Raw genomic sequence first — 14158 nt, forward strand, 5'->3', positions numbered from 1 at the left:
CCTGTGATACCTAAATTAACGGCTATTGTGACTGAAATTCTACTTATGTAAAGAAGGCCATAAGGATTGGCGTAATTAGACTTAAAACGAAGCCGTGAACGATAGCCGCGGGGACAATCGACACGCCACCACTACGCTGCAATACCGGCAAAGTAAAGTCCATAGACGTAGAGCCACAAATTCCCAATGCAGTAGAACGATAGCGATTAATGATTAATGGAATCAACATGATGGCAGTCAATTCTCGCAATAGGTCATTAAAAAATGCGGCGCTGCCCATCACGGGACCATAGGCATCGGTAATTAAGATACCGGTAAGTGAATACCAACCGAATCCTGAGGCGATAGCTAACCCCATCTTGATAGGAAGCCCAAGGAAAAAGGCTGCGGCTGCCCCACCGATAAGGGCGCTAACCCCCATGACTAAGGCAATGGTGGTTCCTCGGCGGTTAATTAAAATCTGTCGAATATGCATTCCACTATTACGCAGTTGTACCCCAACCAGTAACAGCAGCAACATTAGTGCCACTTGGCTGCCTTTATCCGCATAATGTAAGAATTTAAACCCAGTTAATCCCACCAAAAAGCCAATGAGCAACACACCACACAGCTGCAAGGATTCAAATACCATTTTGATACGTGAAGGGGGCTTTTCTTGCTTGTGCTGTGGCACTTTCCACGGATCAAGTTTATCCAGAAGAATTAAAGAAAGCGCATTGAGGCCAAAAATGCAGGCGAAGAAGGTCAGGGCATAAATTAAGATGGACACCAAATGTGCGCTGAGGTTTTCAAGCAAAGCAAGGGTAATACCCATTAAAAATAAAATAACGTACACCATCGAATTTAAAGACTGATGAACTCGATGAAGAACATTTTTATTTTTTATAGGTATCAAGTAACCCAGAAACAGCGGTAAAAGAATAATCAGCAAGCCTGAATACATGTTAGTGCCCTTTTATTTCATTTTGTTTTACTGCATTAACTACACTAATTTATACCAATATAAACAACGGATTATATTTAAACTTTCATGAACATTGCTATCGAAACATGAATAAATTTAGCCTGTGATGCTAAATATCACGCAGGTGATAAATATTTTTCAATGGCCGATTAAATAAAAATAGGAGAAAAATGCTGGAAAATAAAGCATAAACATCCTATATCACCAATTAAATAAGCTCAATACAGGGGCATGTATCGTTACGTGTTTTTTTTGTACTATGTTGACTCGTATAGTAATTAATCGGCTTAATGAGTAAGCTTTTATTTGAGATAGTTCAGGTTGTTTCACGGATCCTTGAGCGGTCAAGATGTTACAATCAAACTCAGTTTTCGATAGCAAGGAGAGAGATATGTACCTGGAACGTGTGGAAATATACGGATTTAGAGGGATCAACCGACTTTCTTTAGAACTTAATAATAATACCGTTCTCATCGGGGAAAACTCATGGGGTAAATCGAGTTTACTCGATGCCTTAGATATTTTGCTATCTCCCGAACATCGCGAATACCAATTCACAGCTAATGATTTTCACCATCCTACAGGGGATGATGAAACGCGTTTTCGTACTTTGCAGATTGTCTTAAAGTTCTGTGAGAGTCGTCCTGGTCGCCATCATTCTTATCGTTTCCAAAATCTAGCTTCTGTTTGGGTCGATAATGGGGATGACTTAAAACATATTTTATTCCGAGTAAGTGCCGAGCTAAAAGATGATAACAGCGTTACAGTAGATAAGTGCTTCTTAAATTCTGGGGGTAATAAATTATCCCTCGATAATGTGGGTAAGTATATTAAAGAAATTGTTCGTTTATATCCCGTAATTCGCTTACGAGATGCGCGTTTCTTAAATAGTATAAACCCCGAGACGATAGTCAGCGGAAGCAACAATTTCCGTGAAAACTTTAATCATCAGATTAAAGAATTGACGATGGCGCTGGTGAATAATCCTGAACGCTTAAGTGATAATGACCTTGAAGATGGAGTGGACGCGATGCAGCAATTGCTGAGCCACTATTTTTCAGGGAAAAGCGGTCATATGGTGAAAACGGATAATCCAATGATTAGTATCGAGCCTCGTAAGCGGGGTTGGCAGGCATTGGATAATATTAATCGATTAATTGCGAAGCCGAATCAACGTAATATTCGCCTGATTATCTTAGGGATGTTTTCATCGTTACTGCAATCTAAAGGGAATATTGAGCTGGATAAACATGCTCGTCCAATTATTATTGTGGAAGACCCTGAAACACGGTTACACCCTATTATGTTGTCTATTGCGTGGGGGCTGTTTAGTTTATTCTCCTTGCAGCGGATCACCACAACCAATTCTGGCGACTTACTTTCCCAAGCGCCAATTGACAGCTTATGCCGTCTTGTCCGTGATACTAATAAAGTGTCTGCATATCGTTTGAACCCGCAGGATTTAAGTGCCGAAGAGTTACGTAAAATCTCTTTCCATATTCGTTTTAATCGACCTTCCGCATTATTTGCCCGTTGTTGGCTACTGGTTGAAGGTGAAACGGAAATTTGGCTAATGAGTGAATTTGCGAGGCAGTGTAATTATTTCTTCGAAACAGAAGGCATTAAGGTAATTGCTTTTGCACAAAGTGGCTTAAAACCTTTATTAAAATTTGCCAATAAAATGGGCATTGAATGGCATGTATTAACCGATGGGGATGAAGCAGGGCGAAAATATGCCGCAACGGCGACGCATTACGCCAACAAAATTAATTCGCCAGATAGAGACCGGTTAACCATGTTGCCTGCACCGGATATGGAACATTTTCTGTATCGCGAAGGGTTTCAAGGTTTGTACCATGAAATTGCAGAAATTCCTGAAAATGCCCGAGTATCCACTCGCCGTGTGATTTTAAAAGCAATTGCTCGGACGTCAAAACCTGACTTAGCGCTGGCAACAGTAAACCGTGCCGCTGAATTAGGCCCTGAAGCTGTACCATTAGCTCTGAGAAATATGTTCTCAAGAGTCGCATGGTTGGCACGCGGTAAGGCGTATTAATATAAATTGCAGTTAATCTTAAATCTGTTTAGTGAAGAGTGATAATTATTCAGTTATCTTATTTTCAAGAGAGGGGCGGCCCTCTGATTGAAAATAGGAACAGAGTTAATGAAGGCAGCATCAAGAAAAAAATGGATTTATGGCATATTTGTCCTACTCGCGGCGCTGGTTACCGCATGGTTTTTTCTTGGTAACCAGCAGCCAGAGAGCTACCAAACGGTTGATGTGACTCGTGGCGATCTCGATAAGCGGGTTATGGCGACGGGTAAATTAGATGCTGTACGTAAAGTGGATGTGGGGGCGCAGGTTAGCGGCCAACTGCAGACATTGTATGTAAAGGAAGGTGATACCGTTAAAAAAGGCGATTTACTCGCCGTTATTGATCCGCAAAAAGCGCAAAACGAAGTCACTGAATCTCAAGAAACTATTCATGAATTAGAATCCAACTTGGCATTGGCTCAGGCTGAATTAAAGCTTGCACAAGTGACTTATCAACGCCATTTAAGCCTATCAAAAGTACAAGCGGTGGCTCAGCAAGAGCTGGATAAAGCCAGAACCGATGTGGAAGTGAATAAAGCGAAGGTGGCCACGTATCAGTCGCAGATTAAACGTAATCGCGCCTCTTTAGATACCGCAAAAACGAATCTGAAATACACCCAAATTACAGCACCAATGGATGGTATTGTAACGTTTATCAAAACATTACAAGGGCAAACGGTAATTGCCGCCCAAGAGGCACCAACGATTTTAACGCTCGCTGATTTGGATACGATGTTGGTCAAAGCAGAAGTTTCCGAAGCCGATGTTATCTACCTTGAGCCAGGGCAAAGTGCGTCTTTTACAGTGTTAGGCGCTCCGGATAAAAAATTCGCAGGAAAATTGAAAGATATCCTACCGACCCCTGAAAAAATTAACGATGCGATTTTCTACTATGCCCGTTTTGAAGTGCCAAACCCTCAACATCTTTTAAAGCTACAAATGACCGCACAAGTGGTGATTGAGCTTGAATCCCATAAAAATGTGCTGCTCCTTCCCTTGCTCGCTTTAGGAAACGAAGTCACTCCGCAAGTTTATGAAGTGGAAGTTTTGAATGATGGGATACCGCAAAAGAGAAACATTGAAATTGGCAGCCGTAACGATGTTTCAGTGGAAGTGATTAAAGGGTTGCAAGAAGGGGATAAGGTCATCGTCGGTCGCAGCAGCGATACGGAATTGTAATGATGACGACTTTACTGGAGCTGCATAATATTACGCGGCGCTATCCTGCGGGTGAGCAGGAGATCACCGTACTCAAAGATGTTTCGTTGAAAATAAATGCCGGTGAAATGGTGGCGATTATCGGTGCGTCGGGGTCGGGAAAATCGACGTTGATGAATATTTTGGGATGCTTGGATAAACCCTCATCAGGGGAATATTTCGTTGCAGGTCAAAATATTGCGACATTGGATAATGACCAATTGGCACAATTACGACGTGAACATTTTGGCTTTATCTTCCAGCGTTACCATTTACTGAGCCATTTGAGTGCTGAGCAAAATGTTGAAATCCCCGCTATTTATGCCGGAGCAGGCAAGTCTCAGCGACAGGAACGGGCGGTGCAATTACTCCAACGTTTAGGCTTAGGTGAACGAGTTCATTATCGCCCAAGCCAATTGTCGGGAGGGCAGCAACAAAGAGTCAGTATTGCTCGCGCTCTGATGAATGGCGGACAGGTTATTTTGGCGGATGAGCCGACAGGAGCGCTGGATAGCCATTCGGGGGAAGAGGTCATGAAGATCTTAAAAGATCTTTGTGCCCAAGGGCATACGGTGATCATCGTTACCCATGACCCGAAAGTCGCGCAACAAGCAGAGCGGATCGTTGAAATCAAAGATGGCGAAATCATCAATGATTCAGGTGTGTTAGCAACGCAGAAAGCTGAGTTTCCGGCAAAAGTCGCGATGAAGAAAAATCCATTAGGGCAATGGGTTAGCCGATTCAGTGAAGCTTTATTGATGGCGTGGCGCGCGATGGTAGTGAATAAAATGCGCACCTTGCTGACTATGCTGGGAATTGTGATTGGTATTGCCTCAGTGGTATCCATCATGGTAATTGGCGATGCGGCCAAAGGGATGGTATTGAATGATATTAAATCGATTGGTACTAATACAATTTCGGTGTATCCCGGAAAAGATTTTGGCAGCGATGACCCAGAAAATCGCCAAGCGTTGAAAGCCTCCGATATTTCTGCCATTGCTCAGCAGCCTTATGTTCAGTCGGTGACTGGCTCCATTGATACCTCTGCTCGATTACGTAAAGGGAATTTAGATGCGGTGGCTCGAGTCGCAGGAGTGGGGGTAGGTTATTTCCAAGTTTATGGTAATAAATTCGCTGAAGGGATGGGATTTACTCAGGATATGCTTGATCGGCGTGCGCCTGTAGTTGTGATTGACGGTAATACGAAACGACGCTTTTTTCCGAATAAACAGAATGTCGTGGGAGAGACATTGCTCATCGGAAATATGCCTGCCACTGTGATTGGTGTATTAGGAGAGCAAAAGTCAATTTTTGGTTCCAGTAAAAGCCTAGAAGTGTTTTTACCCGACACGACAATTAACAGTAAGCTGATTAACCGTTCTTACTATGACAGCATTGTGGTTAGAGTGAAGGATGGTATTGATGCGAAAGTCGCTGAGCAGCAACTGACCCGTTTGCTGACATTGCGTCACGGTAAGAAGGATATCTTTACCTATAATATTGATACTTTGGTCAAAACAGCGGAAAAAACCACCCAAACTATGCAGCTCTTTTTGACTTTAGTCGCTGTCATTTCCCTTGTGGTTGGGGGGATTGGTGTGATGAATATTATGTTGGTGTCTGTCACAGAAAGAACCCGTGAAATCGGTATTCGTATGGCGGTTGGTGCTCGTACGATGGATGTGATGCAGCAATTTCTTATTGAAGCGGTATTAGTGTGTCTAATCGGTGGCTTAATGGGAATTGGCTTATCTTATGGCGTCAGTTTGATTGCTCAAATGGCGCTGCCAGGCTGGACATTTGCATTTGATCCAATTGCACTTGTCAGCGCATTTGCATGTTCTACGGCGATTGGGATTATTTTTGGTTTCCTACCTGCGAGAAATGCGGCGAGATTAAATCCGATTGATGCATTAGCAAGAGAGTAATTTACCCATCAGTGGTTATTTGAAAAGTTGTAGAGGGGGGATCTCTACAACTTTTTTCTCACGAATAAGGCAATTTATTAGATAAAATAATTAGTGAATGGCTGTTTAGGTCGAATATTTTGTGAGATTAACGGCAATGAAAAGATAATTTACTCTATATTTGCGTGTCTAAATTAGAATTATCTATCGATGAACACTCATTTTGTGAAATTTCTCTAATCAAATGTGGGTTTTTTAACCTATTAATTTACAGCTTATTTTGTTTTTACCCCCTCCTATTTCTCCTCCCATTTAAATAACCGATAATAAAAAAGCTATCAAAAAGGTAAATTCTACTTGCGATTTAGTACCGATCGTGGATATTATTCGTCTTGTAGAATAAATGAAACCTAGTTCCGTTAAATGGAACTTTAGCGAAAAGCCAAAAAATCACAAGTAAAGACTCATACACAGCAGGATAAAAAATGGCAAATAAAGCAGGTGAAGATTATTCTTTGGCGCGGGTACCGCAAAGTGCTCGTCGACCGTTTTATGAAGTGTTGATCCTCCGTATCGGTTCACTCGCTTGCGTTTCGCAAGTAATGCTAGGTGCAGCGCTTGGTTATGGATTAACGTTTTGGCAGGCGTTTTGGGCAACAATGCTCGGTTCTGTAATTTTACAGGTCGTCAGTTGGGGGCTCGGAGCGGCAGCTTGCCGTGAAGGAATGTCAATCAGTCTACTGTCTCGGTGGTCTGGTTTTGGAAAACTAGGATCGGCATTAATTGGAGGAGCCATTGCTATCTCCTTAATGGGTTGGTTCGGTGTCCAAAATGGTTTCTTCGCGGATGGTATGTATAAAGCGACTAACGTGCTAACACCAGGGACCTGGTCGCTTATTACAGGCATTGCGGTGACAATTATTACGGTATATGGGTATCGCTTTTTATCTATTACCGCGAATATTTCAACACCGCTATTTTTATTCGCACTAGGTTGGGCAACTTATAATTTATTATCGGGACAGGACATTAGTTTATTAATTAATGCCACTGAACCTGCCGGGCCTTTAATGACAATGCCAGCTGCAATTACGATGGTTGCGGGTGGTTTTATCATCTCTGCTGTAACAACACCAGACATCAGTCGCTTTATGCATAAGCCGAAAGATGTGTTCTGGATGACGTTGATTGGTACATTCTGTGGCGAGCTTTTCGTCAACATGATAGCGGTATTAATGGCTTTAGCATTACGCACAAGCCAAGTTTTTGATTTGATGATGGCGTTAACTGGGTTGCTAGGTGCATCGATTGTTATCTTCTCAACAATTAAAATGAATGATATCAATCTCTACTCTTCATCACTCGGCTTCTCCACACTGTTGAACGCTATTTTCAATAAGCGTTTTGACCGCCGTTATTTAACATGGATTATTGGTATTTTTGGTACTGTGGCTTCCATGTTAGGCATTTTAGATAACTTTATTAGTTTCTTAATTTATCTTGGTATTTCGATTCCGCCTGTCGCGGGTATTATGGTTGTTGATTATTACTTGTTAAAACGTGACAGAAAAGAGCTGGATATCACCCGAGAACAAGGCATTTTACCAACGCGTTGTGAAGCGTATAACCCAGTAACTTTAGTGGCATGGTGCTGTGCGGTCGTTGTTGGTTGGGGAACCTCTGCTCTAGGACCTTTTGGTGCAGATATTGGCGTCCCAGCGTTGAACTCTTTGCTGGTTGGTGCGGTGGCTTATTGGATTGGTATGCGCTTATTAGCGGCATTCCGAGGCGAAAAAGGTACTCACTTCCGCCAAGTTTCTCATTTAGATTGAGGGCAAATGGATGACTGATAACCGAGTTAAAGTTGCGCTAGCTCAGTTCGATTCTGAGCTAGGGAATAAGACGGGTAATTTGCAACGCATGGCGCAATTGTGCGAACAAGCGGCATCGCAAGGGGCAAAACTTATCTGTTTCCCTGAGTTAGCCACAACCGGTTATCGTGGTGATTTATTATCTACTCAATTATGGGATCTCAGCGATTTTGACGGCAGCGAAACATATCGTATGTTTAGTCAATTGGCTTCCCGCTTAGATATCACGATTGTAGCGGGATTTGCCGAACGCGGTAGCCGACTAGGTGAAGTATATAACTCGGTGGGCGTATGGAATCCCGGCTGTGAAAATATCAGCGGTGTATTTCGTAAGGTTCATGCGTTTGGTATTGAAAAGCAATGGTTCAAAAACGGGGATACTTTCCCCGTGTTTGATACGCCAATCGGTAAAATTGGTGTGATGATTTGCTACGACATGGGCTTCCCTGAAGTAGCGAGGATCCTCACTTTGCAAGGCGCTGAGTTACTGATTGCGCCTTCTGCCTGGTGTATTCAAGACCGCGATATGTGGGACATTAATACAGCGTGTCGTGCTTTAGAAAATGGCACGCATCTTCTAGCGGTCAATCGCTGGGGGCATGAAGAAGATTTACACCTATTTGGTGGCAGTAAAATTATGGGCCCGCGTGGGCAAGTTTTGTGTGAGGCATCTTGCGAACAAGAACAGTTGTTAGTTGGTGAGATTGATTTTCGTCTTCAGGCACATACGCGTTTAAATGTGCCTTATCTAAGAGATAGAAAGCCTCTGGATTATGGCTTGCTAGTGCAGGAAACTCAGGTATGAGTATTTTAACAAGTGTTGTCGACGTGTATCGCCTATTTTTACGCTCAGGTAATGAGCTAACGGTCACCACGTTGGTCAATGAATTATCGATGCCGAAAAGCTCCGCGTCACGTCTGTTAAAGCAGATGGCAGAACTTGGGTTACTCGAAAAGAAAAATAACGCGCCGATTTATCGTCCAGGTTTGTTGATTATGGAGATTGCCCACCGAGCTCGTGGCATGAACCATTTAATTGATATGGCGTTAGAAGCATTAGACAGTTTGACGAAAGATACGGGGTTTACCAGTTATGTATCTGCGTTAGACGAAGACAAAGTCCGTGTTGTTCATGCACGAATTGGTAACAGCATGCTGCAAGTGGTTACGCAGCCGGGAACGCGTTTACCTATTGGCGGCACATCAACGGGGCGCGCATTATTAGCACGTTTGCCGATAAATGAGCGCATAAACTTAATTAATTTAGAGCCTGAAGAGTCTCGAGCTAGTTTAAATGAGCGCATTAGCGTGATCACTGAACGAGGTTGGGAGTTTTCAGTCAATGAGTCAGTTGCCGGTGTCGCTTCTGTATCCAGTACAGTATATGACCCTTCACAAAATACGTTGTATGCGTTGTGTTTGAGTCTCCCTGCGTCGCAAATGACCGATGAGATTATCGTGCAGTTGTCCCAAGATCTTTACCGTAAGGCTTCTTACCTAGGATGTATGGTTGGGGATCCTTATTGGTTAGAGCGTAGTACCAAGTAGTCAAAAAATCTTGTGATATAAAGCAGTATCAGCAGTAAAAGTTCAGTAATGAGTAGTTGCAGTAAATAATAATTAAATACCATTCAAAGTGCGTGAATACGCCTTCATCAGGAAATATACCCTTTGTCTTTAGTTAAGGGGTATTCAGAGTAAGCGGGTGCTCCTTTGGTGCCCGTTTACTCTAAAACTCTAAAAAAAATAATTAGAATTAAAGGAAGTACAATGACTCTAAAGCAAACTTTGTGCGTTTATGAGCTGCTCGATTGTGCGAATGTTAGTGGGCATGATGTTGTTCAGTTGTTCCAGGATTTCCCCTCAGTTCAAGTCATTTCAACGACGGTTGTCGATCAAAAAGGCCAAAGCGATTTCGTCAGAATCACCATTCCGGGTTTACAAGGCAAGTCCCAAGGTAAGAATGCACCAACGTTAGGGATCATCGGGCGTTTAGGTGGGTTGGGAGCAAGGCCTTCGCGCATTGGGGTTGTTTCTGATGCGGATGGCGCAATTGCTGCCATCACAACGGGATTAAAATTGGCTGAAATGCAGCAAAGAGGAGATGCATTACAAGGGGATGTGATCATTACAACGCATATCTGTCCAAATGCACCAACTCGTCCGCATACACCCGTCGATTTTATGGATTCCCCCCTTGAAGACGCAACGATGAATCTTCATGAAGGGATCCCTGAAGCTGATGCAATTTTATCGGTGGATACCACCAAAGGAAATCGCTTAATTAACCATAAGGGTTATGCGCTATCACCGACGGTTAAATCGGGGTATATCCTACCTGTTTCTGAGGATCTATTGCGTTTAATGGAGTGGAGTAGCGGACAAAATGCAGTGACTTTCCCGCTATCTATTCAGGATATCACGCCTTATGGCAATGGGCTTCATCACCTCAATAGTATTATGCAGCCAGCAGTTTCAACGACGGTTCCGGTTGTTGGTGTCGCTATTTGCACTGAAACTGTTGTGCCGGGTTGTTCAACGGGAGCCAGCCATGAAGTGGACATTGCTGCGACTGTGAAATTTATGATTGAAGTCGCAAAAGCTTTCGGTGAAGGGCAATGCGCGTTCTATGATGAAGAGCAATATCAGTTATTAACTGAATTGTATGGTGATATGCATCATTTGCAGGCAACGGATGAACAATAATATTTGTTGCAGACCGTCTTAATTTAGAACGTCGTTAATTTGGAATAGCCACAGTTAATTATTTACCCCTTAAAAATAATTAACTGTGCTCTATTACCCTGCTTATTCTGTTTTCGCTTCACCACTTTCGATAATTGGGATAATGGCGGTAGCATGCGCGCCTTTAGGTCCATCAATCATAAGCGTGTAGCTGACCTTTTGACCCGCTTTGAGTGTCCGGTAACCATCCATCTGGATTGTGGAATAATGTGCAAATACATCATCTCCGCCATCTTCTGGGCAAATAAAACCAAAACCTTTGGCATTATTGAACCACTTAACCGTACCTGTATTCATATTTCTGTCCTTCAAGTTTGCTACTGACTGTTTATATACATGCATAAAATACACATGCAAACTAGGTATAAATACGAAGTTAATCGCTCGCATTTCATACTGTATTGAATAGGGATATTTGGTCAAGAGTCGGATTTTGGCTTTTTGAATAAACTGAAAATAATCCGATGAGCGTTTTTCGTGAAATTTTAAATTTTTTGACGTGCATCACAAAATTTAGATGCTATAAGTTAGTTATCAGCCCATGGTACACTGGGATAAATTGAGAATTCAGTACCAAAATGAAGACAAAATATTTTTAATGGCTTAGCTTTATTGAATTGCTATTTAGTGAATAGATATCATTGATAATAAAGGCTATGCTTAAATTGAATTTCCACACTGAGCAACACGACTGAGCACGAAAGTAATGAGTGATTTTCTGGGCACATTTAAAACTGACACAATTTTTAAAGATGAAGTTGAAAAGACGCTGCAACCACCATCGATGTATAAAGTACTGTTAAATAATGATGATTATACTCCGATGGATTTTGTTGTTGAGGTGTTACAAAAATACTTTTCTTTTGATGAAGAACGCGCTACACAGATAATGTTAGATGTACATTTTCAAGGTAAAGGTATTTGCGGTGTCTATACTGCTGAAGTTGCAGAAACAAAAGCCGCTCAAGTCAATGCTTTTGCAAGGGAACATGAATATCCTTTATTGTGTACTATAGAGAAAGTCTGAAGAGTCTTAATATCAATTTTGGGAGGTGCTTATGCTCAATCAAGAATTGGAGCTTAGTCTAAATGTTGCTTTTACCAGAGCGAAAGACAATCGCCATGAATTTATGACTGTGGAGCACCTATTGCTGGCATTATTGAGCAATATCTCTGCGCGTGAAGCTTTAGAGGCTTGCAAGGTCGACTTGGTTGCCCTGAGACAAGAGCTCGAACATTTTATTGCCCAAACTACGCCGCTATTACCTGAGAATGATACACGAGACACTCAACCGACTTTGAGTTTCCAGCGCGTACTGCAACGTGCTGTTTTTCATGTTCAATCATCAGGACGCAGCGAAGTGACTGGTGCGAATGTGCTAGTGGCAATTTTTAGCGAACAAGAATCCCAGGCGGCTTATTTATTACGTAAGCATGATGTTAGCCGCCTTGATGTCGTTAATTATATTTCCCACGGTACCATTAAAGGTGAAGATTCTTCTTCATCGGAGGATGATGCCGCAAACAATACACCGCCAAGTGAAGAGCAACCAGTCTCAGAAGACCATATGGATAACTTCACCACCAATCTAAATCAACAGGCTAAGAAAGGGAATATCGACCCGCTGGTAGGACGTCAGGCTGAATTAGAGCGTACCATTCAAGTGTTGTGCCGTCGCCGTAAAAATAATCCATTATTGGTTGGGGAATCCGGCGTAGGTAAAACGGCGATCGCCGAGGGCTTAGCATGGCGTATTGAGCAAAATGATGTGCCTGAAGTGATGAAAGATTGCACAATTTACTCACTGGATATCGGCTCATTGTTGGCAGGTACTAAATATCGCGGTGATTTTGAAAAACGTTTTAAAGCGCTGCTGAAAATGTTGGAAAAAGACCCGAAAAGCATTCTGTTTATCGATGAAATTCATACGATTATCGGTGCCGGTGCGGCATCGGGTGGACAGGTAGACGCTGCAAACTTGATTAAGCCGCTGTTATCAAGTGGGCGTATCCGGGTGATTGGCTCTACTACCTATCAAGAATTCAGCAATATCTTTGAGAAAGATAGAGCGCTGGCTCGACGTTTCCAAAAAATTGATATTGTGGAACCTACCCCTGAAGAAACCGTGCGTATCATTAATGGATTGAAACCGAAATATGAGTCTCACCATGATGTGCGCTACACCGCGAAAGCTATTCAGGCGGCGGTGGATTTATCGGTGAAATACATTACCGATCGCCATCTGCCGGATAAAGCGATTGATGTTATCGATGAAGCGGGAGCTAGAACCCGTTTAGTGGCGCCAAGCAAGCGCAAGAAAACTATCGGTGTACCTGAAATCGAAACTGTGGTGGCGCGTATTGCGCGTATTCCAGAAAAAACGGTTTCCTCTAGCGATAAAGATCGTTTGAGAACCTTAGACTCACGCCTGAAGATGTTAGTCTTTGGACAAGATAAAGCGATTGAGGCGCTGTCTGAGGCGATTAAAATGAATCGCGCAGGCTTAGGGTTAGAACATAAACCTGTTGGCTCATTCTTGTTTGCAGGACCAACTGGTGTGGGTAAAACGGAAGTCACCGTGCAGCTGGCAAAAGCATTGGATGTGAAACTGCTACGCTTTGATATGTCCGAATATATGGAACGCCATACGGTTAGCCGGCTGATTGGTGCTCCTCCGGGATATGTTGGTTTTGATCAAGGTGGTTTGCTGACCGATGCTGTCATTAAGCATCCACATTCCGTCGTGTTATTGGACGAAATTGAAAAAGCGCATCCAGATGTGTTTAACATTCTTCTGCAAGTCATGGATCACGGTACGCTGACGGATAATAACGGGCGTAAAGCAGATTTCCGTAATGTGATTGTGGTAATGACTACCAACGCAGGGGTACAAGAAACTCAGCGCCGTTCGATAGGCTTTGCAGAGCAAGATAATAGTACGGATGCGATGTCTGAAATTAAAAAGGCATTTTCACCAGAATTCCGTAACCGTCTTGATGGCATTATTTGGTTTAATGCGCTGTCGATGGATATCATCACGCAAGTGGTTGATAAATTCATTGTTGAGCTGCAAGCTCAGTTGGATGAGAAGGGTGTCTCGATTGAGGTAAGCCAGGCAGCTCGTCGTTGGTTGTGTGAGAAAGGGTATGACAAAGCAATGGGGGCCCGACCTATGGCGCGTGTCATTCAGGATAACCTGAAGAAACCATTAGCAAATGAACTGTTATTTGGTTCGTTAACGAATGGCGGCTCGGTGAGTATCGGGCTTGATGAAAAGAGTCACACACTGACATACAGCTTCAGTAGCGTACACAAGGCCTCTCCAGAGGATGCTGTAATATGACAATAACTAGTACCACAGGTGTCTTAGGCACCTGT

The 14158-nt window shown here is 42.8% G+C and carries 11 protein-coding genes; 9 read left to right on the forward strand and 2 right to left on the reverse strand.

Annotated elements, in window-relative coordinates:
• Nucleotides 1–43: 43 nt before the first annotated feature.
• Nucleotides 44–943 carry a lysine exporter LysO family protein gene (locus tag HFU86_RS06060; RefSeq protein WP_036951864.1) on the reverse strand — a complete coding sequence of 300 codons (900 nt, stop codon included), beginning with the start codon at nucleotides 941–943 and terminating at the stop codon, nucleotides 44–46.
• Between the two features lie 412 nt (nucleotides 944–1355).
• Here HFU86_RS06060 and HFU86_RS06065 point away from each other — a divergent pair, with 412 nt between their 5' ends.
• The 7 genes from HFU86_RS06065 (at nucleotide 1356) to HFU86_RS06095 (ending at nucleotide 10740) form a co-directional block, all read left to right on the forward strand.
• Complete coding sequence (locus HFU86_RS06065) at nucleotides 1356–3020, forward strand: ATP-dependent nuclease (RefSeq protein ID WP_036951861.1); 1665 nt, start codon at nucleotides 1356–1358, stop codon at nucleotides 3018–3020.
• 108 nt (nucleotides 3021–3128) lie between these two features.
• Nucleotides 3129–4238 carry a macrolide transporter subunit MacA gene (gene macA / locus HFU86_RS06070; RefSeq protein WP_036951860.1) on the forward strand — a complete coding sequence of 370 codons (1110 nt, stop codon included), beginning with the start codon at nucleotides 3129–3131 and terminating at the stop codon, nucleotides 4236–4238.
• Nucleotides 4239–4240: 2 nt separating this feature from the next.
• Nucleotides 4241–6184, forward strand: coding sequence for a macrolide ABC transporter ATP-binding protein/permease MacB (macB, locus tag HFU86_RS06075; protein WP_132495122.1), 1944 nt, complete (start codon nucleotides 4241–4243; stop codon nucleotides 6182–6184).
• A 464-nt stretch (nucleotides 6185–6648) separates the two neighbouring features.
• On the forward strand, nucleotides 6649–7995 hold the full coding sequence (locus tag HFU86_RS06080) for a purine-cytosine permease family protein (RefSeq protein ID WP_108478966.1): 1347 nt from the start codon (nucleotides 6649–6651) through the stop codon (nucleotides 7993–7995).
• Nucleotides 7996–8005: 10 nt separating this feature from the next.
• Nucleotides 8006–8839: a nitrilase-related carbon-nitrogen hydrolase gene (locus HFU86_RS06085; RefSeq protein WP_132494439.1), complete on the forward strand. Its 834-nt coding sequence runs from the start codon at nucleotides 8006–8008 to the stop codon at nucleotides 8837–8839.
• Entirely contained in the window at nucleotides 8836–9582 is a 747-nt protein-coding gene (locus HFU86_RS06090) for an IclR family transcriptional regulator (RefSeq protein WP_036983690.1), read from the forward strand. Before HFU86_RS06085 ends, HFU86_RS06090 begins: the two co-directional genes overlap by 4 nt.
• A gap of 222 nt (nucleotides 9583–9804) precedes the next feature.
• Entirely contained in the window at nucleotides 9805–10740 is a 936-nt protein-coding gene (locus tag HFU86_RS06095) for a DUF1177 domain-containing protein (protein ID WP_108478965.1), read from the forward strand.
• A gap of 102 nt (nucleotides 10741–10842) precedes the next feature.
• Here HFU86_RS06095 and cspD read toward each other — a convergent pair whose 3' ends face one another.
• The gene (gene cspD / locus HFU86_RS06100; RefSeq protein ID WP_036951850.1) at nucleotides 10843–11076 is read right to left on the reverse strand and encodes a cold shock domain-containing protein CspD; all 234 of its coding nucleotides are present in this window, start codon (nucleotides 11074–11076) and stop codon (nucleotides 10843–10845) included.
• Between the two features lie 409 nt (nucleotides 11077–11485).
• Here cspD and clpS point away from each other — a divergent pair, with 409 nt between their 5' ends.
• Nucleotides 11486–11806, forward strand: a complete 321-nt coding sequence (gene clpS / locus HFU86_RS06105) for an ATP-dependent Clp protease adapter ClpS (protein WP_036951847.1) — start codon at nucleotides 11486–11488, stop codon at nucleotides 11804–11806.
• A gap of 31 nt (nucleotides 11807–11837) precedes the next feature.
• Entirely contained in the window at nucleotides 11838–14123 is a 2286-nt protein-coding gene (gene clpA, locus HFU86_RS06110; RefSeq protein ID WP_036951845.1) for an ATP-dependent Clp protease ATP-binding subunit ClpA, read from the forward strand.
• Nucleotides 14124–14158 lie beyond the last annotated feature (35 nt).

It is taken from the genome of Providencia sp. JUb39 (assembly GCF_012272845.1).
Lineage (GTDB): Bacteria > Pseudomonadota > Gammaproteobacteria > Enterobacterales > Enterobacteriaceae > Providencia > Providencia lanzhouensis.